The sequence below is a fragment of the Saccharospirillum sp. MSK14-1 genome (assembly GCF_003054965.1).
Lineage (GTDB): Bacteria > Pseudomonadota > Gammaproteobacteria > Pseudomonadales > Natronospirillaceae > Saccharospirillum.
In genome coordinates, this window is record NZ_MIES01000033.1 from 1672745 (window position 1) to 1697637 (window position 24893).

General features: G+C 59.9%; 24 protein-coding genes. 10 read left to right on the forward strand and 14 right to left on the reverse strand.

Annotated elements, in window-relative coordinates:
* The first annotated feature begins 23 nt into the window (after positions 1-23).
* Positions 24-2885 carry an aminomethyl-transferring glycine dehydrogenase gene (gene gcvP, locus BGP77_RS16975; RefSeq protein WP_108165883.1) on the forward strand — a complete coding sequence of 954 codons (2862 nt, stop codon included), beginning with the start codon at positions 24-26 and terminating at the stop codon, positions 2883-2885.
* 167 nt (positions 2886-3052) lie between these two features.
* On the opposite strand, the gene BGP77_RS16980 is transcribed toward gcvP, so the two are convergent.
* Genes BGP77_RS16980 through BGP77_RS16990 form a run of 3 tightly spaced genes read right to left on the reverse strand, consistent with a single transcriptional unit; the run spans position 3053 to position 4963 of the window.
* Positions 3053-3619: a biotin transporter BioY gene (locus BGP77_RS16980; RefSeq protein WP_108165884.1), complete on the reverse strand. Its 567-nt coding sequence runs from the start codon at positions 3617-3619 to the stop codon at positions 3053-3055.
* Between the two features lie 13 nt (positions 3620-3632).
* Positions 3633-4244, reverse strand: coding sequence for an energy-coupling factor transporter transmembrane protein EcfT (locus tag BGP77_RS16985; protein WP_108165885.1), 612 nt, complete (start codon positions 4242-4244; stop codon positions 3633-3635).
* Positions 4241-4963 (reverse strand): energy-coupling factor ABC transporter ATP-binding protein, encoded by a 723-nt coding sequence (locus BGP77_RS16990; protein ID WP_108165886.1) that lies wholly within the window; start codon positions 4961-4963, stop codon positions 4241-4243. The genes BGP77_RS16985 and BGP77_RS16990 overlap by 4 nt, the downstream gene beginning before the upstream one ends.
* A 164-nt stretch (positions 4964-5127) precedes the next feature.
* Between BGP77_RS16990 and BGP77_RS16995 the strand changes: the two genes are divergently transcribed.
* Together BGP77_RS16995 and BGP77_RS17000 are read left to right on the forward strand one after the other, a co-directional pair.
* A complete protein-coding gene (locus BGP77_RS16995; protein ID WP_108165887.1) occupies positions 5128-5784 on the forward strand; it encodes a hypothetical protein in 657 nt (218 codons plus the stop codon).
* A 73-nt stretch (positions 5785-5857) separates the two neighbouring features.
* Positions 5858-6619 (forward strand): sulfite exporter TauE/SafE family protein, encoded by a 762-nt coding sequence (locus tag BGP77_RS17000; RefSeq protein ID WP_108165888.1) that lies wholly within the window; start codon positions 5858-5860, stop codon positions 6617-6619.
* On the opposite strand, the gene BGP77_RS17005 is transcribed toward BGP77_RS17000, so the two are convergent.
* Positions 6616-7185, reverse strand: coding sequence for a hypothetical protein (locus tag BGP77_RS17005; protein WP_108165889.1), 570 nt, complete (start codon positions 7183-7185; stop codon positions 6616-6618). The two genes, BGP77_RS17000 and BGP77_RS17005, sit on opposite strands and share 4 nt — an antisense overlap.
* Positions 7182-7670, reverse strand: coding sequence for an RNA polymerase sigma factor (locus BGP77_RS17010; RefSeq protein WP_158269416.1), 489 nt, complete (start codon positions 7668-7670; stop codon positions 7182-7184). The genes BGP77_RS17005 and BGP77_RS17010 overlap by 4 nt, the downstream gene beginning before the upstream one ends.
* Positions 7671-7791: 121 nt before the next feature.
* Here BGP77_RS17010 and BGP77_RS17015 point away from each other — a divergent pair, with 121 nt between their 5' ends.
* The 3 genes from BGP77_RS17015 to BGP77_RS17025 are packed head-to-tail and all read left to right on the forward strand — an operon-like array spanning position 7792 to position 12010.
* Positions 7792-8454: an ABC transporter ATP-binding protein gene (locus BGP77_RS17015; RefSeq protein WP_108165891.1), complete on the forward strand. Its 663-nt coding sequence runs from the start codon at positions 7792-7794 to the stop codon at positions 8452-8454.
* Positions 8451-10934, forward strand: a complete 2484-nt coding sequence (locus BGP77_RS17020) for an ABC transporter permease (protein ID WP_108165892.1) — start codon at positions 8451-8453, stop codon at positions 10932-10934. The genes BGP77_RS17015 and BGP77_RS17020 overlap by 4 nt, the downstream gene beginning before the upstream one ends.
* Positions 10931-12010 carry a lipocalin-like domain-containing protein gene (locus BGP77_RS17025; protein WP_108165893.1) on the forward strand — a complete coding sequence of 360 codons (1080 nt, stop codon included), beginning with the start codon at positions 10931-10933 and terminating at the stop codon, positions 12008-12010. The genes BGP77_RS17020 and BGP77_RS17025 overlap by 4 nt, the downstream gene beginning before the upstream one ends.
* On the opposite strand, the gene BGP77_RS17030 is transcribed toward BGP77_RS17025, so the two are convergent.
* The 5 genes from BGP77_RS17030 to BGP77_RS17050 all read right to left on the reverse strand — a co-directional run bounded on the left by BGP77_RS17030 (position 12004) and on the right by BGP77_RS17050 (position 17359).
* Complete coding sequence (locus BGP77_RS17030) at positions 12004-12822, reverse strand: alpha/beta hydrolase (protein ID WP_158269417.1); 819 nt, start codon at positions 12820-12822, stop codon at positions 12004-12006. The two genes, BGP77_RS17025 and BGP77_RS17030, sit on opposite strands and share 7 nt — an antisense overlap.
* A gap of 66 nt (positions 12823-12888) precedes the next feature.
* Positions 12889-14373: a 2-methylcitrate dehydratase gene (gene prpD / locus BGP77_RS17035; RefSeq protein ID WP_108165895.1), complete on the reverse strand. Its 1485-nt coding sequence runs from the start codon at positions 14371-14373 to the stop codon at positions 12889-12891.
* Between the two features lie 115 nt (positions 14374-14488).
* Positions 14489-15613: a 2-methylcitrate synthase gene (gene prpC / locus BGP77_RS17040; protein WP_108165896.1), complete on the reverse strand. Its 1125-nt coding sequence runs from the start codon at positions 15611-15613 to the stop codon at positions 14489-14491.
* Positions 15614-15833: 220 nt separating this feature from the next.
* The gene (gene prpB, locus BGP77_RS17045) at positions 15834-16703 is read right to left on the reverse strand and encodes a methylisocitrate lyase (protein ID WP_108165897.1); all 870 of its coding nucleotides are present in this window, start codon (positions 16701-16703) and stop codon (positions 15834-15836) included.
* Positions 16700-17359: a GntR family transcriptional regulator gene (locus BGP77_RS17050; protein ID WP_108165898.1), complete on the reverse strand. Its 660-nt coding sequence runs from the start codon at positions 17357-17359 to the stop codon at positions 16700-16702. Before BGP77_RS17050 ends, prpB begins: the two co-directional genes overlap by 4 nt.
* A gap of 185 nt (positions 17360-17544) precedes the next feature.
* Here BGP77_RS17050 and BGP77_RS17055 point away from each other — a divergent pair, with 185 nt between their 5' ends.
* From BGP77_RS17055 to BGP77_RS17070, 4 genes are all read left to right on the forward strand, one after another.
* Positions 17545-17835 (forward strand): 2Fe-2S iron-sulfur cluster-binding protein, encoded by a 291-nt coding sequence (locus tag BGP77_RS17055; RefSeq protein WP_108165899.1) that lies wholly within the window; start codon positions 17545-17547, stop codon positions 17833-17835.
* A complete protein-coding gene (locus BGP77_RS17060) occupies positions 17835-18332 on the forward strand; it encodes a hypothetical protein (protein ID WP_108165900.1) in 498 nt (165 codons plus the stop codon). Before BGP77_RS17055 ends, BGP77_RS17060 begins: the two co-directional genes overlap by 1 nt.
* 133 nt (positions 18333-18465) lie before the next feature.
* Complete coding sequence (locus tag BGP77_RS17065; protein ID WP_108165901.1) at positions 18466-19722, forward strand: MFS transporter; 1257 nt, start codon at positions 18466-18468, stop codon at positions 19720-19722.
* Positions 19723-19784: 62 nt separating this feature from the next.
* Entirely contained in the window at positions 19785-20819 is a 1035-nt protein-coding gene (locus tag BGP77_RS17070; RefSeq protein WP_108165902.1) for a GGDEF domain-containing protein, read from the forward strand.
* 3 nt (positions 20820-20822) lie between these two features.
* Here BGP77_RS17070 and BGP77_RS17075 read toward each other — a convergent pair whose 3' ends face one another.
* From BGP77_RS17075 to BGP77_RS17090, 4 genes are all read right to left on the reverse strand, one after another.
* Positions 20823-21761 carry a DnaJ C-terminal domain-containing protein gene (locus BGP77_RS17075; protein ID WP_108165903.1) on the reverse strand — a complete coding sequence of 313 codons (939 nt, stop codon included), beginning with the start codon at positions 21759-21761 and terminating at the stop codon, positions 20823-20825.
* 87 nt (positions 21762-21848) lie between these two features.
* Positions 21849-23192 (reverse strand): amidase family protein, encoded by a 1344-nt coding sequence (locus BGP77_RS17080; protein ID WP_108165904.1) that lies wholly within the window; start codon positions 23190-23192, stop codon positions 21849-21851.
* 22 nt (positions 23193-23214) lie between these two features.
* Complete coding sequence (locus tag BGP77_RS17085; RefSeq protein WP_108165905.1) at positions 23215-24159, reverse strand: 2-hydroxyacid dehydrogenase; 945 nt, start codon at positions 24157-24159, stop codon at positions 23215-23217.
* A 67-nt stretch (positions 24160-24226) separates the two neighbouring features.
* Positions 24227-24796, reverse strand: coding sequence for a TetR/AcrR family transcriptional regulator (locus tag BGP77_RS17090; protein WP_108165906.1), 570 nt, complete (start codon positions 24794-24796; stop codon positions 24227-24229).
* Between the last annotated feature and the right edge of the window lie 97 nt (positions 24797-24893).

Below are 24893 nucleotides of genomic sequence, written 5' to 3' on the forward strand. Positions count from 1 at the left end.
CCTGATCTCGCCGGAGACTCGCCATGACCACTTCGCTGCACCAAAAGCCGCTCACCGCTTTGGCGGACGCCGGTTTCGCGCCACGACATCTGGGCCCGAACGCCGACGACCAAACCGCCATGCTGGCCACGCTGGGCCTGAACAGCCGCGCCGACCTGATCGGTCAGACCGTGCCCGAAAGCCTGCGCATGGACGGCGCGCTGGCACTTGATAGCGGCCGCAACGAAAGCGAGGCATTGGCCGAGCTGGCGCAGATTGCCAGCCAGAACAAAGTGCTCACCAGCCACATCGGCCAGGGGTATTACGGCACTCACATTCCGGCGGCCATTGCCCGCAACGTGCTGGAAAACCCAGCCTGGTATACCGCCTACACGCCCTACCAGCCGGAAATCAGCCAGGGCCGCCTGGAAGCGCTGCTGAACTTCCAGCAGGTGGTGATGGATTTAACCGGCCTGGATCTGGCCAACGCTTCCTTGCTTGACGAAGCCACCGCCGCCGCCGAAGCCATGACGCTGTGCCAGCGCGTGAACCGCAAAAACAAGAGCAACCAGTTCTTTGTCGATGCCGACACCCACCCGCAAACCCTGGCCGTGCTGCGCACCCGGGCGCACTACCTGAACATCGAGCTGATCATCGCGCCCGCTGAAACGGTCGCGCAGCATTCACCCTTCGGTGCACTGCTTAGCTACCCCGGTTCCAGCGGTGCCATCGGTGATGTGCAAGCCCACCTTGAAGCGGCCAAAAACGCCGGTGCCGTCACCGCAGTGGCCACCGATCTGCTGGCGCTGATGCTGCTGCGTTCGCCCGGCGAACTGGGTGCCGACATCGCGTTCGGCAGCGCCCAGCGCTTTGGCGTGCCGCTCGGTTACGGCGGCCCGCACGCGGCCTTTTTTGCGGTGCGCGACGCGCACAAACGGCAGGTACCGGGGCGCATCATCGGTGTTTCCGTCGATGCCAAAGGCGGCCAGGCATTGCGCATGGCGATGCAAACGCGCGAGCAACACATCCGCCGCGAAAAGGCGACCTCGAACATCTGTACCGCCCAGGCGTTGCTGGCGAATCTGGCGTCTTTCTACGCGGTGTATCACGGCCCGAACGGCCTGCGCACCATCGCCGAACGGGTGCATCGTTTCACCGCCATTCTGGCCGAAGGCTTGCGCCGTAACGGCGTTGACGTGGCCGAACATTTCTTCGATACGCTGACCTTCAACGTCGACGCCAGCGTGCACGAGCGCGCCGTATCCGCCGGTTGCAACCTGCGCCGTTTCAGCGATGGCCGCGTCGGCGTGAGTCTCGACGAAACCACCGCCGCCGCCGATGTTGAGCGTCTGTTTAAGGTCCTGGTCGGCGACAACCACGGTTTGGATCTGGCCGAACTGGACGCTGCCGTATTAGCCAGCGACACACCTGCGCTGCCTTCCGAGCTGCGCCGCACCGACGACGTACTAAGCCACCCGGTGTTCAACCGCTACCACAGCGAAACCGAGCTGCTGCGATATATCAAACGGCTGGAAAACCGCGACTATTCGCTGGTGCACGGCATGATCCCGCTCGGCTCCTGCACCATGAAACTGAACGCCGCCGCCGAAATGCAGCCGGTCAGCTGGCCGCAGTTCGCCAATGTGCACCCGTTCGCCCCGGCCGATCAGGCCAGCGGTTACCAAAGGCTGGTCAGCGATCTGGAAACCCAGTTGCTGGCCATCACCGGCTACGATGCGCTGTCGATGCAGCCCAACTCCGGCGCTCAGGGTGAATACGCCGGCCTGCTGGCGATTCGTCGTTACCATCAGGCCAATGGCGATGATCAGCGCACGCTGTGTTTGATTCCCGCTTCAGCGCACGGCACCAACCCGGCGTCCGCCGCACTGATGGGGCTGGATGTGGTGATCGTGGCGTGCGACGACAACGGCAACGTCGACCTCGACGATCTGGCGGTTAAAGCTGAACAGGCCGGGGAAAAACTCGCCGCGTGCATGATCACCTACCCGTCCACCCACGGCGTGTTCGAAGAAGGCCTGAAACAACTGTGCGACACCGTTCACCGCTTCGGCGGTCAGGTGTACCTCGACGGCGCTAACCTCAACGCTCAGGTCGGTTTGATGCAGCCCGGCAAGGTCGGCGCCGATGTGTCGCACCTGAACCTGCACAAAACCTTCGCCATTCCGCACGGTGGCGGTGGCCCGGGCATGGGCCCGATTGGTGTGAAAGCGCATCTGGCGCCTTACCTGCCCGGTCACGGAGAGGATTCCGACGGCGCCGTTTCCGCGGCTGCTTTTGGCTCGGCCGGCATTCTGCCGATCACCTGGATGTACAACCGCATGCTGGGCCGCGATGGTCTGCAAGCCAGTACCGAAGTCGCCATTCTCGGTGCCAACTACCTGGCCGAAGCCTTGAAAGACGATTTCGACGTGCTCTATCGCGGCAGCAACGGCCGCGTCGCGCACGAATGCATTCTGGATTTGCGCCCGCTCAAAGCCGCCACCGGCATCAGCGAGGAAGACGTCGCCAAGCGCTTAATGGACTACGGTTTCCACGCGCCCACCATGTCGTTCCCGGTACCGGGCACGCTGATGGTCGAGCCGACCGAATCGGAATCGAAAGCGGAGCTGGATCGGTTTATCGACGCCATGCGTGGCATTCGTGCGGAAATTGCCAAAGTCGAAAGCGGAGAATGGGCCGCCGACAACAGCCCGCTGCGCCATGCGCCGCATTCACAGGCCGATCTGGTTGGAGAATGGAACCGGCCTTACCCGCGCGAGCTGGGTGTGTTCCCGAGCGAGGCGGTGAAATCAGCCAAGTTCTGGCCGGCGGTGAACCGGGTCGATAACGTCCACGGCGACCGCAATCTGATGTGTTCCTGCCCGCCGATTGAGGCGTATCAGTAAGCAATAAATCCACTGCCAGAGTACCTGGCAGTGGAACCTTTTCAGGTGACCGTCGATGGCCAGGAATGCTCCGACTCATCGGGCCATCGCCGAGCGTCCAGGGATGGATTTACAGCGTGTCGCCTAAAAAGGCGCCGCTGTCAGGTGCGGACCATTAACCTCACCATTCAAACCACCCGAGTCGCCACAGCCCCCGGCAAGCCCTTATAAACCGCCTGTGCCACCAAGCCAGTAATCACCACCTTCACCAGATCACCGGGAATATAAACCATCATAATCTGCGTTGAGCGCAGCAAACCGTTGTCGGTGATCAGCATAAAACCCAGAATACCGAAAACGTAGAGCACCAGAATGCCGCCGACAAAAGCGCCGATGCCAGCCGCTACCGCCAGGTTCAGACGTTGCAGTTGCTGCGTCACCCAGCCGGTCGCCAGCGCAGCAAACGCCCAGCCAATGGCAAAGCCCGCGGTCGGGCCGACGAACACCGCCAAACCACCACGACCCCCGGCCAGCAGCGGGGCACCGAGTGCCACCACAAAGAGCAACAACACCACGGCCAGAAAACCGCGCAACGGGCCGAGCATCACCCCGGCGAGCATGACACCCAGTGACTGGGCGGTGATGGGAATGCCGGATAAAAACGGCACTGGCGGAATCAGACCGAGGGCGGCAATCAGTGCGGCGTAGAGCGCGATTTGCACCAGGCCCTGTTCCTTTAACGCGTGCTCTTTCATGAGGGTTCTCCGTTTAGTGTGTTGAATCGTTCGGAATGCCGCCGCGCGCAGCCAGCGCCTCGGCGACGTGATCGGATAGTCGAATGGCGTTGATCAGCAGCGGCACCGCCAAGCGCCATTGGCGACGACCACCGCCGCGCGCGCGCCAGGCTTCGAGCAGGCTGGCGGTCAGCGCCATCAGCACCGGTACAAAGCGCACCAGCAGCGCCACCGCAAAGGCAATGCGATGCGGTGCGACACCGACCCAGCGCAACGGTCGCAACAGCGGCATCACCGCGGCCATCATGGCGTCCATCGAGGTCGTCAGCGTGACCAGATTGGCCAGCAGCACCATGACCAGAATACGTTGCAGCATCACGAGCCCGGCGGCCCAGCCTTGCGTCCAGGTCTGAAACACCAGAATCAGCAGCAGAAACGGCAACACCGGTTTCACCAGCGTGAGCCGCTGCAAGCCGCCCGGCCCCAAAGTGGCGTAGCCGGCGATGGTAAGCAGCAACACCGGCAGCAACCACAGCGGCTGGTCCACCGGGTAAAGCGCTATACTGATCGCCATCAAAGCCGCCAGCTTCACGCCCGCCGGCAGCCGATGCAGCGGGCTGCGCCCGGCCATATAGAGACTGATCACAGCGTCACCCCGGCCAAACTGGCCTGACGATAGGCGTCCAGAATGCGCGCCGGTTCGCCGTCTCCCCGCACCTGGCCATTGTCGAGCCAGATCAGTCGGTCAAAACCATCCAGGCAGTCCAGCTCGTGGCTGATCATCAGCAATTGCTGCGGCAACTGGTGCAGCCAGTTCAGCACGTGCAAGCGGGTTGGGTAATCGAGCGCGGAAAAGGGTTCGTCGAGGACAATGAGTTTCGGCTGCATCACCAGCACTGCAAAGATGCACACCAACTGCTTTTGCCCTTCCGAGAGCGAATGCACCGGACGCTGTGCCCAGTCGGCGCGGCCTTGCGTCTCAAGAAACGCCAGCGCTTCGGCCTGCGCGGCTTTGCGGCTGCGACCCAGATTGCGCAAACCAAAAGCCACTTCTTCGAGCACGGTGGGGAAAATAATCTGGTGGTCCGGGTTCTGAAAAATAAACCCCACCTGCCCCGCTATCGCTTCGGGCCCGTCCGCCGGATTTCGGCCATTCACCCGCACCTCGCCGGACGTCGGTTTGAGCAGACCATTTAACAGCCGCACCAGCGACGACTTACCGGAACCGTTATTGCCGATCAAACCGACGCGGGCCTGGTTCACCTCCAACGTCACCTCATTGAGCACTCGTTGGCCGGTTCGTTCTAACACCACGCGTTCCAAACTAAAGCCGAACGACGCAGCAGGGTCGGTTAACAGGGTCATGACAGCTCCAAAAATTCAGGCGAAGCAGTCTATTTAATCGGTAAATTCCCTGCCGAAAAAACTTTACTGATGGTTATTTTTTAACCTTATATCAGGTCACCCAGCCTCGTGAGCAGCTTTAAAAAGACCCACTATACTGACGACTTCTGCCAAGGGAGGCGGACATGTACCGACGCTGGATTGCGATACTTTTGCTCAGTGTGACGCTGATTAGCCAAGCCGAAGAACGCGGCCTGGACCTGGCCATCAATCCGGAAGTGGCCGCCATTTACCCACTTCAACAGCAGCGAGTGAGGCAGGCACTGGCAGAACTCGGTTATCGGCCCAACTGGGTCGACGCCCCTTTCGCGCGTCGTATTCAGTTACTGCAAAGCGGCGTGGTCGACGGCTTATTTCTGATCCTTCCGGCTTATCTGGCGGGCCGAGACTTTGCCGTCCGGGTAGAGGAACCGCTGGTCAGCGAAGAACACTATGCCTACGCCATCGATGAAGCCACCTGCGAGCGCTACCGTCAGCAGCAGCGGCTGCAATTGGGTGGCATTAAAGGCGTTATCTACTTTGAGCAAATAGCGGCTCGTCACCAACTGACGCTATTTTATGCACCCAGTATCCGCACATTAATCCAGATGCTGCAGGCGGGTCGGCTCGACATCACCTTCGCCAATCCGGTCCAGGCGGCCGGCTTGGTGCCGGCCCTGGGTGTTGAATTGGTCCGTTGCAGTGACCAGTCGTTACTGACGGCGCAATACTTTTTGTTTCTGCACCAACGCCACCAGGCATTGGCAGTGCCGCTGGCCGAAGCACTGCGACGGCATCAATAAACTCTGGTTGCGCTTCCATCCGTCATCGATTTCAGTAGGCTGCTTCTTTTTTACATCATAATAAGAGCCTGCCATGTTCGAACTCACGCCCTTCTTTATCACACTGCTCCTCGCCACCGGCTTGGCCGCTGGCATCATCAATGTACTGGCTGGAGGCGGGTCTAACCTGACCATTCCGGCACTGATGGTGATGGGCCTGCCGGCCGACATGGCCAACGCCACCAACCGCGTTGGTGTGATGCTGCAAAGCCTGGTCGGGCTGCGCGGATTCAATAACAGCGACCGGCTGGAGCGGACGGACATGGTACCGATTCTGGTGCCGACCCTGCTCGGTGGTGCGGTGGGCGCGGCCGTAGCGTCCTTTTTGCCCAACACACTGCTGAAACCCTTACTGCTGGGCACGATGATTACACTCTCGGTGGTGATGATCGTTAAACCCAACACCATCTTTCCCGGCCCGGATGAGCAGCCCAAGCGCATTCGCGATACGCCCTGGGCGGCGCTGGGTTTGTTCTTTACCGGCGTCTATGGCGGCTTCGTACAGGCCGGTGTCGGCTTCTTGCTGATCGCCGCCTTGGCCGGTGGCCTGCGTTACGATCTGGTGCGCGCCAACGCCTTAAAACTGTTGTGCGCCGGTGCGTTCACGGCGGTATCACTGGTGATCTTTATCGCCCACGGCCTGGTCGCCTGGGTACCGGGTTTGATTCTCGGCATTGGCACCATGGCCGGTGCGCAAATCGGCGTGCGTCTGGCGCTGAATGTGAGCCAGACGGCCTTGAAATGGTTTTTGCTGTGCATGACGCTGGCCGCCAGTGCGGCGGCGATCTGGCTTTAAGCGTCGGCGTCCAATCGATCCATCAGTTCAGCCAGGCGCTGGCGTTGCGGCATTAGTTTGCGGCGCCAGGCGCGCTGGTTAAGCCACCAAACCCAGGCACCGAATACCAGCACCGCCAACGCATAAACGAGCGACCATCCCCACTGTCCGCTGAACCCCGCAAACACCAAAATCGCCCCTCCGAGCAACGGCAACAAATACCACCAGAGCACTTTGCGCAGCAGCAGGATTTGCCGATCCAGCTGTGTCAGTTCGGCTTGCAACTGTTCGCGTAACGAGGCATCGGGCGGCGTTCTCGCCAAACGGCGCGCGCCCAGCAACAGGCCAAACGTCAACGCACAACCAACCAAGGTGAAGCCTGCGCCAACACGAGCCAGCCCATTGTCTGCTACGACCAGAATCACGCCAAACCCCAGTACTACCAAGGCCGTTGCCAGCAACTCTCGCAGATCGCGCCAAAACAGTTGACGCTGGCGACGCACACCTTCTTGCTGCACCTGCTGTAAATTCACGTCCAGATCGGACGGTTGGTCTTGCCATAGCGGGGCGATGTTTTCGAGGTTCATTGCCCACCCTCCTCAAGCATCTGGCTCAATCGCTGTTTTAATCGGTTTAACTTGACGCCGACGGCATTCGTAGTCAGCCCAATCACATCGGCCATCTCGGCGTAGGAATACTGTTCCAGGTACAGCAGCACTAATGCCCGGTCGACCTCGTTGAAGGTTTTCAACGCCCTATTTACTGCTTCCAGCAACTGCTGCTGTTCGCTGGCGACGTCCGGACCCGGTTCGGCACTGGCCTGTTCGTGGTCTTGATAATCGGCGGTACTAACCGGCCGATAACGCCACTGACTGATGGCGGTGTTCAGCGCCACCCGATACAGCCAGGTCGACGCCTGCGCACGACCGGCAAAACCCGGCCAGGCACGCCACAGTTGCAGCAGCATTTCCTGATGCAGATCGGCGGCCGCGTCGGGACTGTCGCTGTAGGCGCGACTCAGCCGATACAGCCGACCGCGATTGTGGTGCACCAGAGCATCGAAATCAGACAAGTGACGGTCTCCGTTTAACAACTAAGGTATGAGTCGTCCGTCGCTTAACTTTATTACAACCACTGGCCGAAAACGTTGCCCGGCCTTTAGAATCGGGTCTGGTTTTTCGCCCGGTCCCGCCATGCTTGAACTCACCGATGTGCACAAACACTTCCAACAGGCTGACGGCGCGGTGCGCGTGCTTGACGGTCTCAGTACCAGTCTGGCGCCTGGCCGTTCGGCGGCGCTGCTGGGCGAAAGCGGCAGTGGCAAAAGCACGTTGCTGCATTTGATTGCCGGTCTGGACAGCGCCGACAGCGGCCGCATCGTGCTCGATGGCACCGACACCAGCGCCTTCAAAGACGCCGACTGGGCCGCCTGGCGGCGCGACAAACTGAGTCTGATTTTCCAGAACTACCATCTGGTCCCCACGCTCACCGTAGCCGACAATCTCGCCTTGCAGGCGCGGCTGGCGGGACGTTTTGATGGCGATTTTTACGATCATCTGGTGGCGCGTCTGGGCCTGTCTGACTTACTGAAACGGCTGCCGCATCAACTCTCTGGCGGCCAGCAGCAGCGTGTCGCTATCGGGCGTGCCCTGCTGCATCGCCCGGCTCTGGTACTGGCGGACGAACCAACCGGCAACCTCGACGAGCGCAGCAGCGCTGCGGTGATGGCGCTGCTCACCGAACTGGTTCGCGAAGCCGGGGCCAGTCTGTTGATGGTGACCCACAGCCCGGCTATGGCGGCGCATCTCGATGAACGCTGGCAATTGACCAACGGCCGCCTTGAGACCGCTGCATGAGGCGATTGCTGTCGGTTCTGACACGGGTATTGCTGACGCTGCTCAGCCATTACCGCCGCCATATAGCGCAAACGCTGTTTTTGGCGATCGGCTTGGTGACGGGCGTCGGGCTGTGGTCGGCGGTGCAGATCATCAACGACCACGCCCGCGCCAGCTACAGCGAGGCCGACCAACTGCTCGGCGCTCAGGCCAGCCACTGGGTGCGTGCCCGCGATGGCGCAGGCATCGATCCGGCCGATTACATCGCGCTGCGCCGTGACGGTTTCACGCAACTCTATCCCATACTGGAAACCCGGCTGGCGGTAAACGACGAACCGCTGTGGCTGATCGCCACCGACTTACTGGCGCTGCCGCGTTCTGAATCGCCGCTTGGCGCCAGCGGTGGCGACTGGCCGAGCCTGGTGCAACCGCCCTATCAAACCTGGTACCCGCCCGATTTAGCGGCCGATTTCGGCATCGGCCCCGGCGATACTCTGATGCTGGACGATGGCCGCCAACTGCCACCGGCAGCGCTGCAACAACAGCCGCAACAAGGCCGCCGTCTCTTTATGGACATCGGTGCAGCACTGGCCGTGTTACAACGCGATCACTTCAGCTATCTGGGCGTGGGTGAACTCAGTAGCGCAGAAACCGACCGCCTGCGCCGTGCGTTACCCAATCATCTGCAATTGGTCGACAACCGCCAGCGGCTCGATCTAACCCAGCTCACTGCCAGCTTGCATTCGCACCTCACCGCCATGAGTTTGCTGGCCTTCGCCGTCGGTCTCTTTATCGTCTTTAACGCCGTGCGCTTTGCCCTGCATCTGCGTCGCCCAACCCTCCATACACTGCGAGAACTGGGCGCCTCGAGCCGGATGCTCAGCGTTGCGGTTCTGCTTGAAGCGCTGGTGTGGAGTGCACTCGGCACGCTCGGCGGTCTGGCCGCTGGCCGCGCGTTGGCGACGCTGTTGCTGCCGCCGGTCGCGTCCAGTCTGCAAAGCTTGTATGGCGCCGTGGTAGGCACCGATATTCAGCTGGGCTGGGCGCGCATTCTTCTGGCCTGGGGCATCACGCTGGTCGGTTTGTTACTGGCGCTGGCCTGGCCGCTGTGGCGCGAAGCGCAGCAGAACATCCGCCAGGCGCGTTCAGCCAGCGACGACTGGGCGGCCGACCGCCAAGCCCGGCGCTGGCTGGCGCTGTTTGGTCTGCTACTGGCTGTCGCCGCGCTGATGCTGCACAGCCGCATGAGCACCGTGACGCAGGGTTTTGTGGTACTCGGACTCTCGCTGTTTGCAGCCGCTTTTGTGCTACCAGTCTGGCTGGCCAGCGCGCTGCGACTGGTTGAGCGGTGCCTGCCGGAGCCGGCCTGGAAACTGCGTTGGGCGCTGCGCGACGCCTGGGCCCAATTGCCGCAGGTGCGCGTTGCGATGATGGCGTTACTGCTGGCGCTGACAGCCAACCTGGGGGTGGAAACACTGGTCGGCTCGTTCCGCTCAGCACTGACCATCTGGCTCGATCAACGACTGGCGGCCGATCTGTACATTCAGGACGACAGCCTGCGACTGGCGGCGTTCACCGATCACGGCGCTGCGCCCTGGCTGGTCGCCAGTCATCAACGCAACGGCGTACAGATTCGCTGGAGCGGTCGGCCGACGCTGATACGCGGCTTAAACACCAACGCCCCTGACAGCCGCGCACTGCCCCTGGCCGACGCCAACGAACATCTGCAAGACTGGTTCGACGGCGACAACGACTGGGTGCTGGCCAACGAACAGGTGCACCACCTGGCGGGTGTTGAATTGGGCGACCGGGTACAGGTCGACACCGCTCAAGGCCCACAAGCGTTCCGCATCGCCGGTTTCTTCCACGATTACGGCAGCCCCTATTTTCAGTTGTATCTGCCCTACGCCACGGTCGAACGGCTGTGGCCGAATGCGTCACCCGAAGGCTTGGCGCTGTGGCTGAGCGACGCCCCTGATGCCGAACAACAAGCCGAAAGCGCCCTGCTCGCCGCCGGCGCGCAACCGGGCGATTGGCTCAACCAAAACACCATCAAGCGCGTGTCACTGCGTATTTTTGATCGCACCTTTGCCATCACCACCGCCATGAACGGTCTGACGCTCAGTGTGGCGGGCATTGCGTTGCTGGCGGCGTTGCTGGCGCTGCATCAACAGCGACTGTCGCATTACGCTCATTGGCGCGCGTTGGGGGTGCGCTACCGCGAATGGCTGCTCATCGTCGCCCTGCCGCTGGCGCTGCTGGTCGCCTTGACCGGGCTGGCGGCGCTGCCACTGGGCGCCTTGCTATCGTCACTGCTGGTACATGACCTGAATGTGCACGCCTTCGGCTGGACCATGCCGTTGCAATGGCAATGGCCACCGGCCCTGCGACTGGCAGCCCTCACCGCCGCGGTGCTCGGACTCACCTTGCTGATCAGCCTGTGGCAGGTGCGGCGGCGGTTGCCGCTGGCGTTAAAACAACTGGGAGAAGACGACGCATGAGATACGCCCGTCTGTTGATCATCGCGCTCATCAGCCACGCCGTTGCCGATGATTACCAACTGCTGCGCGCCGACCCCAGTGGTTACCCCCGTGCGGTGCCGAACCCGGCCATCGAGTTCCCGACTGACCATTTACCGCACCCGGATTTCCGCATCGAATGGTGGTACTTAACCGCCAACCTGACCGATGCCGATGGCGAGTCGTGGGGCTTGCAATGGACACTGTTTCGCCAAGCGATGACGCCCAACGCCGACCCCGGCGGCTGGGCCAGCAAGCAGGTGTGGATGGCGCACGCGGCGCTGTCGACGCCTACGGGTCATCGCTACGCTGAACGCTTTGCACGCGGCGGCATCGGTCAGGCGGGCGTGGCGTTAAACGACACGGGCGACTTCAACGCCTGGCTGGATGACTGGCAATGGACGGGCACCGCAGGCTCGCTGTTTCCTGGCACCTTGGATCTGGCGTTCGACGCCATCAACCTGGACATCACGCTGAATTCAACCACGCCCTGGGTGCTGCAAGGCGAAGCCGGCTATCACCAAAAATCCGATCTCGGCCAGGCCAGTCATTATTACAGCCAGCCGCACATTCAGATCGATGGCGAACTGACCGTCGACGGCGAAACCTTCACTGTGAGTGGTCCCGGCTGGCTAGACCGCGAATGGAGTTCGCAACCACTGGCGCCGAATCAGCCCGGCTGGGACTGGTTTTCGCTGCACCTCAACGATGGCAGCGCACTGATGGTGTACCAGCTGCGCAACGACAATGGCGAACCCTGGATCAACGGCACCTGGGTTGATGCCGACGGTCGGTCGCAGTCACTCGAGCGCGGTGCCATCGAATTAACCGCCGAGTCGTTCACAACGCTCACCCTGCCAACGGGCGAGCAAAAAACACTGCCTCTGGATTGGACGCTGCGCCTGCCAGATCGCAATCACAGCTGGCGCATTACCGCGTTACGACCCGACAGCTGGCTGTCCACGTTGTTTCCGTATTGGGAAGGCCCGGTGGTGGCACAGTCGCAAAACCCTGCCACGCCCGGCGGGATGGGCTATCTGGAACTGACCGGTTATTGAGTGGCTAAAAATTCCAGCGTATCGGCAAAGGCCGGTGCGCGATCACGCAAGCGCACGGAAAAACTCGCCACCGTATCAATGTGATTCACACCGTCATAACGGTGCGCCGTCACCGGCACATCGTCGGCCAGCAAACGCGCCGTTAACTGATCGATACTGCGCGCGCCCACTACCTCATCGTCATTACCGTAGATCAATAACGCCGGTGGATCATCGGCGCTGGCAAAGGTGACCGGCTGACTGTCGGGAATGCCATCGGCGGCGCCGAAAATGTTGATGTACAGCTCGTCCGTCAATGGCAAAAAATCGTACGGGCCCGACAAACCGACCCAGCTTTGCAAGCGTTGCCGATCAAACCCCGCGGTCTGCGCGTAGCGTTCATCCATCGCCAATAAGGCGGCAATATGAGCGCCGGCCGAATGGCCGATCAATACCATGGACTGATCGTCCTCGAGCCGATTTTCCAGCCACGCCAGCGCGGCAGCCCCGTCTTCAACAAAGGCCGGAAAGGTGACTTCCGGGTACAACCGATAATCCGGAATCGCCACGGCATAACCCGCCTCAGCGAGCGCCTGGGCAACAAAACGGTAGGCTTCTTTGTCACCGCTGTTCCAGCCGCCGCCATAAAAAAACACCAGCATGGGCGCGTCGGCGCGGGCATCAATGGGGTGATAGAGGTCGAGCCGCTGGCGTGGCAACGGCCCGTAGGCGAGATCTTTTTCACGCTCGTATCCGCTGTGCGGCGTGATCAGATTCAGTGCTGGCAAACCGCAGCCAGAAAGCACCAAGGTGGCGACGAACAAGCTTATCAATGAAAGACGCATGGCGAACCGCAACAAGAATGAAGGGACTTGATACGGTCGCCTGCGTAAAACGGTTCAGATCACCAGCTGATCCATAAATTGATGCACCGGCGTTTGCTTCAGTCGCTCAGCATCGGTGCACAGTTCAAAAATCTGCTGCACGCGAGCCGCCGGAAAACGCGTCGCCAGATTGGCGCGGAATTTTTGCTCCAGTAATGGAATGCCCTGCTCACGACGACGGCGATGGCCGATGGGGTATTCCACGGCCACCTGCTCCGTTGACGTGCCATCGGTGAAGAACACCTGAATGGCGTTGGCGATGGAACGCTTATCGGCTTCGTGGTATTCGGCGCTGTAACGTTTGTCTTCAACGATGTCCATCTTGTCACGCAGCCGATCGATTTCCGGATGCGCCGCGTGAAATTCGTCTTCGTAATGCTCAGCCACCAGGTTGCCAAACAACAACGGCACCGCCGCCATGTATTGCAAACAATGGTCGCGGTCGGCCGCGTTTGCCAGTGGGCCGACTTTGGAAATAATGCGAATCGCTGATTCGTGGGTGGTTATCACAATGCGGTCGATATCATCAATCCGATCTTTCACCTGTGGGTGCAATGTCACCGCTGCTTCAGCGGCCGTCTGCGCATGAAATTCCGCGGGGAAACTGATTTTAAACAACACGTTTTCCATGACGTAACTGCCGTAGTCGCGCTGGAATTTAAACGAACGATCGGCTTCGGGTTTTACCTGCTGATCTTTATTGGTTTTGCTGAACAGTACGTCGTAAAAACCCCATTGCGGTGCTGACAACGCGCCAGGAATCCCCATCTCGCCACGCAGCGCGATATCGACCAAACGCACCGCGCGACTGGTGGCATCACCGGCCGCCCAGCTCTTACGCGAACCGGCGTTCGGTGCATGACGATAAGTGCGCAAAGCCTGACCATCGACCCAGGCGTGCGACAGTGCGCTGAGCAATTGTTCACGGTCAGCGCCCATCAGTTTGGCAACCACCGCGGTGGACGCGACCTTCACCAATAAAACGTGATCAAGCCCGACCCGGTTAAAGGAATTTTCCAACGCCAGCACGCCCTGAATTTCGTGCGCTTTGATCATGGCTTCGAGCACAGCATCCATGGTCAGCGGCGCTTCACCGCGGGCGACCTTTTGCTGCGACAGATGATCGGCCACCGCCAAAATGCCACCGAGATTATCGGACGGATGGCCCCACTCAGCCGCCAGCCAGGTGTCGTTGTAATCAAGCCAGCGCACAATGGCACCGATGTCCCAGGCCGCTTTTACCGGGTCGAGCCGCAACTGCGTTCCGGGCACGCGCGCGCCATGCGGCACTACCGTCCCTTCCACAATCGGCCCCAGATGTTTGGTGCACTCAGGAAAACGCAACGCCAGCAGACCGCAGCCGAGCGTATCCATTAAACAATTGCGGGCGGTGTCCCAGGCTTCGAAGCTGGTGATGTCCGTATCGAGCACGTAGTCGGCGATGGCTTGAAGTACGTTGTCGTAGTCGGGACGGTTGTTTGTATCAACGTTGGCACTCATGGGTGGTCGGTCCTGTAATGGTGGGTTGGGTTACCGGGAGACGCTGGACGGGAAACGGGAGACGCTAAAAACCACCGGGCTCGCCTTTAGCTATCTTGCGTCTCCCCTCAAGCGTTCAGCGTCGTTCAAGCGGCGTAAATTCCCGAATGTCCGGCCCGACGTAGTCGGCGCTGGGTCGAATGATGCGATTGTTCGAGCGCTGCTCTTTAATGTGTGCCGTCCAACCGCTGGTTCGCGCCATCACGAAAATCGGCGTGAACAGCGGTGTCGGAATACCCAGGCTGTGGTAGGCGGGGGCGTGGAAAAAATCGGCGTTGGGAAAGAGTTCTTTTTCGCGCCACATGACCGATTCGCAGCGTTCGGCGATGTCATAAAGACGGCTGTCACCATCGGCATCGGCGAGTTTTTTCGCCCACTTTTTAATGACGGCATTGCGCGGATCGCTGGTGCGATAAACGGCGTGACCGAAGCCCATAATTTTGTCTTTGCGTGCCAGCATGGCGAGCAATTGTTGCTCGGCGTCGTCCGGGTTTTTAAAGCCGTCGATCATCGCCATGGCCGCTTCGTTGGCACCGCCGTGCAGCGGCCCACGCAAGGTACCAATGGCACCGGTGACCGCGCTGTAAATATCGGTAAGAGTACTGGCCGCAACTCGGGCCGCGAAGGTGGACGCATTGAATTCATGTTCGGCGTATAAAATCAGCGATGCGTGCATCACTTTTATGTGATTCAGCGGCGGCGCTTTTTGATGCAGCAGCGTTAAAAAATGTTCGGCAATACTTTCGGCGCCGCTGTCGGTATCGATGCGTTTGCCGCTGTGACTGTAATGAAACCAGTAGCAAATAATGCCCGGAAACGCCGCCAGCATTCGTTCAATCGCCGCATCCTGCTCGTCAAAACTCAACTCGGGTTCCAGCACGCCGAGCATGGAACACCCGGTGCGCATCACATCCATTGGATGCGCTGAGGCCGGTATGCGCTCCAGGGTGTCGAGTAACGCTTGCGGCAATTCACGTTTGGTGGCCAGGCGATCCAGATAATCGTCGAGTTCGGTTCGGCTGGGCAGTTCGCCATGTTGCAAAAGGTAAGCGACTTCTTCGAAATCGGCGCCGTCGGCAAGCGCCTGAATGTCGTAACCCAGATAGGTTAAACCACTGCCTTCCTGACCCACGGTACACAATTGGGTTTCACCGGCGACTTGGCCTCGCAAGCCAGCGCCACCCAGTTTTTTGTCCACCATCTTGGCCTCCTGTTTTTGGTTTTTATTCTTGATAGGTGTTTATTCATTCTGTGGTTTGGGCCAGGCCTGCCGGAAACTCTGATGCGGGGACGACGTAAATACATCCCTGTAGTCTTGGCTTCGGCATCCCTGCCTCAGACACCCCACATCAGAGTTTCCGACATTCCTGACCACGTGCCGGTAGTGGTTCCGTTAACGTGCATTGACCATCAGAACAGCGCTATTTCCCACTGAACAACGCATCCAACTTCGCTTCGTACTCGTGATAACCGAGCACGTCGTACAAATCTTCGCGGGTTTGCATGCGCTCAACGACCGCTTTCTGATCGCCGTTTTCTGCAATGCTTTCATACACCGCCAACGCCGCCTGACTCATCGCCCGGAACGCGCTTAATGGATAGAGCACTATGGCCACGCCAACGTCGGCCAACTCGCTTTGGTTAAACAAAGGCGTCTTACCGAATTCGGTGATGTTGGCGAGCACCGGCACATCGAGTGCCTCGGTGAAGGCGCGGTAATCGTCGAGCGTATGCACGGCCTCGGCGAAGATGCCATCGGCACCGGCTTCCACGCAGGCGCGGGCACGATCGAGTGCGGCCTGCAAACCTTCCTGGGCAAAGGCATCGGTGCGCGCCATGACAAAAAAGCCGTCGTCTTGGCGCGCATCGACGCAGGCTTTCACGCGGTCGACCATTTCAGCGCTGGAGACAATCTCTTTATTCGGCCGATGCCCGCAGCGTTTTTGCGGCACCTGATCTTCAATATGAATCGCCGCCACGCCCGCGCGTTCCATTTCATGAATGCAACGGGCGATGGAAAAAGCACCGCCGAAACCGGTGTCGACATCGACCAGTAACGGCAGGTCGCAGGCGGCGGTAATACGGCGTGCGTCTTCGGTCACATCGTTCAGGGTGGTCACGCCCAGATCGGGCAAGCCGAAGGAGGCATTGGCAACACCACCGCCCGACAGATAAATGGCCTGATGACCGGCGCGCTTTGCCAGCATGGCACTGTACGCGTTGACGGCACCGACAATCGGCAGCGGTTGATGGGTGGCCAAAGCCTGGCGAAAACGGTTTCCGGCGCTCATTCGGGAGCCTCCTCGGTCAATTGCTCAAGTACCGCTCGGGCCGAGCGGATGTGGCGTTTCATCAGCAGCGCGGCGAGTTCACCGTCGCGCTGGCGCAAAGCCTCATAAATACGTTGATGTTCCTCCAGCGCCTGGCGCGGCCGCCGGCGTTGGTTGGCCGACTGGTACCGGAACATGCGCACGCGTTGATACAACTCATCGCACAGCAGACTGATCAGCCAACGGTTGCCGCTGGCCTGAATGATTTTGAAATGGAAGTCCAGATCGCCGTCTTGCTGAATGTAGAACTGGCCATCGCGATCGTCCAGATAGCGTTCGTGGCGCTTCAATACCGCGCCCAGTTCGTCCAGATCGGCATCGCTCATGCGCGTCACCGCCAGTTCGCAGGCAAGCGCTTCGAGGTTTTCGCGAATCTGATACAGCTCGATTAATTCAGCCCGGTCGAAACCCACGACTTGCGCGCCAACGTGCGGCACCTTGCGCACCAAGCGGCGGCTCTCCAGCCGACCCAGCGCTTCACGCAGCGGACCGCGGCTGATGCCCAGGTCGCGCGCCAGATCGGATTCGCGCAATCGGCTCAATGGCGCAATCTGACCTTGGATGATGGCATCGAGCAGCTGCTGGTAGATGCGGTCGGTCTGGGTTCTGGCTTCCATAGATTGTCTACAATTTTTTAAGTTTGGCGATTAAACGGCATTACTATGGCTAAAACAAGGCTATTTTGTAGACAATTAGTCGAATCCCAGTCGCTGGCAACCGATAGAACGCCCGTTGTAACCAGGGCGGGCATCGCGGTAGCATCCCAACACACCCACGCCAACCGCGCCGGATCGAGACTGCCATGAGCACCATCGACATTCGCTTACTGCAAACGCCCCAGGATCACATTCCCGGCGACACCGAGCGCACCTTGTATGACAATCTGGCGGAACAGGGTTTGGTGTTGCGCAAAGCATGCGACAACGGCGCTTGTGGTATTTGCCGTTGCCGGCTGATGTCGGGCGCGGTGGATTATCGCGGCCGTCATCCGTACGGGCTTAACGGCGGCCAGCAGGCCGATGGCTGGATACTGCCGTGCATTGCTTTTCCCAAGGCCGATTTGAAACTCAACCACATGCGTCTGGAAAGCTGATGAGCACCTTTTATTTCGATCTGTACTACGCCGGTGACATTCTCGACGGCTACAACGAAGACGACGTCCGCAATGCCATGGCCGCGCTGTTTAAAACCGATGCCGACCGCATTGCCAGCTATTTCGCAGGTCGCGCTGAGGTGATCAAACTGAAGGTGGCGGAAATCACGGTGGCCCGCTATCAGGCGGCCATGAAAGCCATTGGCGCTGAATTAATTGTCGTCCCCGCCGGTAATGAGCCGCCCGTGGTGGATGCCCCGGCCAGCCACGAACCGGTTGCCGTCGATACCTCTTCGCTCAGCCTGGCGCAGGCAGGTGCGGAACTGACCGAACAACAGCCCGCCGCAGCTGTTGAGATCGATGTCTCCTTATTGTCACTGGCGGACGATGCAGCACCATTGCAACCAAGCCGGAAGGAGGACGACCCTCGACCGCCGGACACCCGTCATTTGTCACTGGCGGGAGACGCTGGACGGAAGACGGGAGACGCTGACTAACCGGCGTCCAGCGTCTCCCATTAATCGTCGTCCGGTTTCCCATTAAAGGTCCCTCACCCCCAATAGCCTCAATCAACTGGCCTTTCCGCACTCAAGCGCCTAGCATTGCCGCCTAACTTTGCAAAGGCCGCGCATGTCGTCTCCGTCTTCATCCAAGCCCCGCTCTCATCAATCTGCATTCAGTGAACCGGTTTTCCGCCCTTACTTTTTGGCAGCCTGCTTTGCCACCCTAGGCACCTGGATTGTGCGTTTTATGATCGGCTGGAGTGCCTGGCACCTCACCGAGTCAGCGTTCTGGGTGGGCACTGTGAGTGCGTTATTACTGGTACCAACCTTTGTGTTCTCGCCGTTATTTGGCGTGATTTCCGACCGCATCGATACTCGAAATGGCATTGTCACCACCGCAATCTGCAACAGCCTGATTGCCATCGCCATCACCACCTTGTTTGCGCTCAACCAATTGAGCATTACACCGCTGCTGGTGTTTGCACTGGCCTTCGGCAGCGTGACCGCCGCCCACCAGCCCATGCGCTTGGCGTTAATGCCTCGCATTTTGCCGCGTCATCTGCTGCCCAGCGGCATCGGCTATTCCGCCATCGTGTTCAATACTTCGCGCATTATCGGCCCGGCATTGGCGGCGGCATTGCTGACCGTCAGCAGTCCGTTCTGGGTGTTTTCGCTGGCTACCCTGTTGTTTATGACCACCGCCGTCTTGCTGCTGCGCTTACCGCACGCACCGGCCGCCGAACGCACACAACCGGCGTCGCTGTTGACCGACCTGCGCGCTGGTTTCGGTTTTATCGCTGCCACACCGCTGATCCGACTGATTCTGGCGATGACGCTGGTCAACGGCTTGCTCGGCCGATCGGTCACCGAATTGCTACCGGCGATTTCCGGTCATCTGGCCGGTGGCACGCCCAGCGCGCTGGCAACGTTAACCGCCAGTGCCGGCGCGGGTTCCATTCTCGGTGGCTGGGTAACCTCGCGCCAAAGCGGTAATCCCGATCGCATCAGTTCGCTGGTGTATCTGGCCTTGTGTTGCAGTGCGCTGGTGTTGTTGCCGGTCATTGCTTTGCACGGCCTCGGCGCCATGGTGCCGGTGATTTTGCTGTCGAGTTTGTTTATGACCGTCATCGGTACCGGCAGTCAGGCGCTGGTGCAACTGACGGTCGACGATGCTTACCGGGGCCGCGTGCTGAGTATCTGGTCGATGGTCAGTCTAGGCGCGCCGTCGATCGGTGCGTTCTGCATGGGCGCGGTCGCTGAGCGATTGGGTTTTGGCTGGACGCTGCTGGTGTTTTCACTCGCCGCGCTGGCATTGACCGCCTTGCTGTGGCGTCGTCGGGGTTGGTTTACGATCGTGCAGCCGAACTCTGTGTCATCGCATTAATGCGCGCGATCACTGTTCAATGACTATCCTTCTGGTATCTGTTTAAAAGAGGAACGCCGCTTTTGCATCTCGGCAATACTCCTGAAGAAATTGAGCTGCGCAGACAACTCCTGCTGATGCGTTTTTTTGTCATCACCGGCAACCTGGTGATGGTGCCTTTTTTCATTGTGTCGGTGATCAACCTGCGCTGGACAGCGGCCATCATTCTGGCGGCGATGATCGCGATTACCGTGACGCTGGTGGTCAGAGCACACCTCAGCCATCGCACCCTCTTGGTCAGCCGCCTGTTATCCATGTCGCTTTGGGTGTTCACCACCTATCTGATGATCAGCGGCGGTTATGCCGGCACCGGAATTTATTTTGCGTTCAGTTTATTGGTGCTGATGATCATGCTCGCTGGTCTGCGCGTGGGTGCGGTACTCGGCCTGGGTTATTTAGCGGCGATGATTATCGTCCAGGCCATTCAGCCTGACTTCGCTTACCAATATCCGATTTCCAGTCAGGTGCGGTTGCAACTGGCCACGGCTTTTCTGGTGTTGCTGCTACTGATTGCCGAGTGGATTCATTTGCAATCCTACGTGGCCATCAAATTAACGGTGGAAAAACATGAGCGTAATTCGTTGACCGATCCGCTCACCGCACTGGTAAATCGTGCCGGTTTAGAAAGCAGCCTGGAGCGTTGGACCGACCCTCAGCAACCGGCGGCGGTTGCGTTGATCGACATCGATCACTTCAAACAGATTAACGATCAGTACGGCCACGCCACAGGTGATAAAGCCTTGGCAACGGTTGCGAAAGTATTGCGCAACAATCTCAAAAAAAGCGACATTGTGTGTCGCTGGGGTGGCGAAGAATTCGTCGTGGTTTTTGAACAGCTGACGTTGGCGCAGGCAACGGATGTGGTCGATCAATTACGCGAACTGCTGGCCGACCGGACGTTCAGTCTCGACGGCCATCAGTTGCAGTTACAGTTCAGTGCGGGCGTGGCTGAGTTCACCGGCATGCACGGGTTTTCAGGCGCGTTGCGTCAGGCTGACAGCCGCGTTTATATCGCCAAACGCGCCGGTCGAAATCGCGTCGTCAGCAGCGACGAATGAGGCTTACATCGACGCTTCCAGTTTCTGCCGCGGGTTAAAATCGCCCTGCAACTGACCAAGTTCACGGTACAGTTGTTCGGCGGCGGCGGAATGTTTTTCAGGCACCGCAAGCTCCAGTTTCACCACCAAATCACCGCTAGGATTTTTACCTAATCCACGACCTTTCAGACGCAATTTTTTACCGGAGGTCGCGCCTTTGGGAACGGTTAATCGCACCGCGCCTTGCAAGGTCGGCACCATCACTTTGGCGCCCAATGCGGCTTCCCAGGGGGTGATCGGCAACGTCAATTGCAGGTCGCGGCTATCGACGCTAAAACGTGCATCGTCGGCCAGCTCCACTTCCAGATACAGGTCGCCCGCCGCTCCGTTACCGGCGCCTGGTCCGCCCTGACCGGCGAGGCGAATGCGCTGGCCCGGCAACACACCCGCAGGCACGCGGACTTTCAAGGTACGAGTGCGCGACTGCCCCGGTTGCCAACTGCTGTCGGGCAGACGCAGACGAATTTCACGTTCAACACCATTGACCGCGTCTTCCAGACTGAGCGTAATGCGATGGGTCACGTCCTGACCGGGCTGGTCGAACGCCGCCTGCCAGCTTTGCCGACCACTACGGGCACCGCCCATGCCGCCCATACCACCGCCAAAGACCGACTCGAAAAAATCACCAAACTGGCGATTAAAATCGGCATCGCTGAAACGGCTGGACTGGCCACGACCACCACCGGCGCGTAACTGACGCAGTTGGTCGTATTCGGCGCGCCGCTTGGCATCACTAAGCACTTCGTAAGCTTCGCCTATTTCTTTAAACCGCGCTTCGGCATCGGCGGCGCTGCTGACGTCGGGATGGTATTGCCGCGCCAGTTTGCGATACGCCTTTTTGATCTCGGCGGCATCGGCACTGTCCGACACCCCGAGCACGCGATAATAATCTTTGAACTCCATCTCGGGTCTCCGTTGAGAGCTCTAATCTGCGATCATAATGTGACCAAACCAGCCGGAAACAAGGGGTCCGCAGCCCCGCTTGCGCCGTTAGCCAGCAGCCAGGTTTTCCAGCGTTAAGGCGGTGCGAATGAGCCGTTCGTCATCGCCGGGCAAAGCCGTCAGTTGCACGGACGTAGGCAGGCCGTCGCTGTCACTGCCGGTCGGCAGAGCAATGGCCGGACAGGTCAGTAAACTGGCCGCCATGGTGAGTCGTAAGGCTTCCAGATTGACCTTGGAATAGAGCGCATCGTCGGTTTCCAGCGGTGCCAGTTCCGGCGCTACCTTGGCGACGGTCGGGGAAATCAGCAAAGCTCCGTCGAGCTGCTCGGCCAACTCTGACTGCAGCTGAGCGCGGGCGCGATACAGCCGGATCACTCGGTCGGGTGTGGCGTCTTTGATGGTCAGCAAGCGGTCGCGCACCCGCGGGTCAAAGTCGCTGGCGGGTCGGCTATCGATCAGGTCTTTGTATTCAGCGTAGGCTTCCATGCCGCCCAGCCAGCCATGCTTGGCAATGGCCGCCAGCGCGTCCTGAATGGCGGCAACCGGGCGGCGAATCACGCCAATACCCGCCGCTTCAAAACGCTCCGCAGCAGCCAGCAAATTGGCGCGCACCGGTTCGCTGATAAACGGATCGGCCAGCGCGTCGGTATCGAGAATCACGCGAATATCGCTGGCTGCGATGGCGGTGCGATGCACCACCTTGCCCAGGCGCATGGCGTCGTCCACGGCCATCACATCGGTCAGGGTACGTGCCAAGACACCGAGCGTATCCATCGATCGCGACAGCGGATGCACACCCCCCATGACGGGACGATCCATGGATGGCCGGTACGACACCAGCCCATTAAAGGCCGCTGGAATGCGCAAGGAACCGGCGGTATCAGAACCGATGGCGGCACTGACAATGCCTTGAGCAACGGCCATTGCCGAACCGCTGCTGGAGCCACCGGGCACCCGGGCCGGGCCGCTGCGATCGAGCGTTGGCGTTCCGTAATGGGGGTTCAGGCCCAGGCCCGAATAAGCCAGTTCCGTCATGTTCACCTTGCCCACCGACACCAAGCCCGCCTGAGTGGCCAGACGCACGGCGTCGGCATCCTGATCGGCTGGGGCGTCATAAAGGCGGCTGCCCGCGGTAGTGATGGTACCGCGCATGTCCACCAGATCTTTCCAGGCGATGGGCACACCATCGATGGGGCTGAGCCGCTGACCGGCCTGTTGCCGCGCCTTCGCCTGCTGGGCTTCAAAGCGCGCGCGCTCGTCCAGAATGCTGATAAACACCGAGCTGGATTCGGCGGCCTTGGTCAGTGCGGTTTCGGTCAGTTCAACCGGGTCTAACCGGCCGCTGGCAATGCCTTCGGCCTGTTGCCAAAGGGTGATGTCGGAATGGCTCATGCTGTCCTCGTTTTGACTCTTTTTAGACCGCCCGATGTTGCAGCGCTTCCCCCTGCATCAGGCGACGAATATTGGCGACACTGGCGTTGAGAATACCGGTTACTGACCGGTCGGTCAGCCCACCCAGGTGCGGTGATGCCACCAGATTGAGCTGGAAGATGGGATCATCCGGGTCTGGCGGTTCCTGCCAGAATACATCCAAACCCGCACCGGCCAGTTGACCCGATTGCAAGGCCGTAAACAACGCATCGCGCTCAACCAGACCGCCGCGACCGACGTTAATCAAATAACTGCCCGTTGGCATCTGTGCCAGCCGCTCGGCGTTCATCAAGCCGTGACTGGCGCTGTCATCCGGCAACGCCAGAATGACGATATCCGACTCGGCCAGCAGGCGCGGTAAATCCTCCGTGCCGCCCAGCCATTCCAGCCCGAACGTGTTGGCCAGGGCGTCATCCGAGGTGCGTTTGATTGCACTCAAGGTCACCCCGAACGGCGCCAACCGGCGCGCAATGGCCTGACCAATGGCACCAAAGCCCACCAGACCCACGCGCTGTCCCATCAGGCTGATGCCGGTTGGCTGCCCCATTAAGCCAGCCGCCAGCGTGGTGGCGTGTTCGGGTGCGCGGCGCAACAACGCCAGAATCAGGTAGATGGCCAGTTCGGATACCGAGTCGGCATTGCCGGAGTCGGCCGTCGGGACGTTGGCGACGGCAACGGATGCTCGCTGGGCGGCGTCCAGATCGACGCCTTCCAGACCCGCGCCCATCTGCTGAATCAACTGCAACCGATCGGCGCCTGCAATAAGATCAGCGTCGAGTTGGCTCATGGTGGGAATGACCACCTCAAATCCGGCCAGACTGGTCGGGTTAAAACCGGTGGCGACAAACTCAACCTCCGGCAAGGCAGCGCGAAAGCGCGCCAGAATTCCACCCCAGGCCGTTTCCGGCGCGGCAAACATAACCCGCATTGGTGTCGGACTCCTTAATCAATGAACGGGCTGATCAGCCCGTGAATGAGTACAGCAAGATACAGGCCTAGTTTGGTGTCGGCTCAGCAACGCCACCGACCAGTTGCAACACCGCGGCTTCGGCGGCATCGAAGTAGTCGCTGCAGGTCAGTGTTTTCGCGCCCAGCACCGCGCCTTGCAGCAATGCCAATATCTGCTTGGCGCGTTGTGCTGGCTGTGGGTCGGCCTGCTGCTGCAGCACGCTCTCCAACCAGTCGAGGTTCAACTGATAGAACGACGTGACACAGTGGTTCACTTCCTCCGGCAGGCTGTCTTTTTCCGCTGCCAGCATCATGCAGATGGTCAGGCGGTTGTTGCCTGCGCGCAGCTCGCTGCCGTAAATGTCCACAAACCGCTGCAACTGCGCCTGAGCCGGCTGACCACTGCGGGCAATCTGCTCAAGCGCCCGCGCAAAACGCGCCTGATACCGACTGGCAACCGCCACACCCAGGTGTGTTTTGGTGGGAAAGTGGTAATGCACGCTGGCGCTTTTGATGCCGATGTCATCGGCCAGGGTGCGAAAACTCAACCCGGAATAACCGTGCGTGCGAATGATTTCCTCGGCCCGCTCCAGCAGACGTTCGGCAGTGCTGTTCATCGCTCTCAACCATTAACTGACCTAGCGGTTGGTAGTCTATTGACGCGCCTCAGTGCTGTCACTATAGTTATTCTACCTATCACTAGATAGATAACAG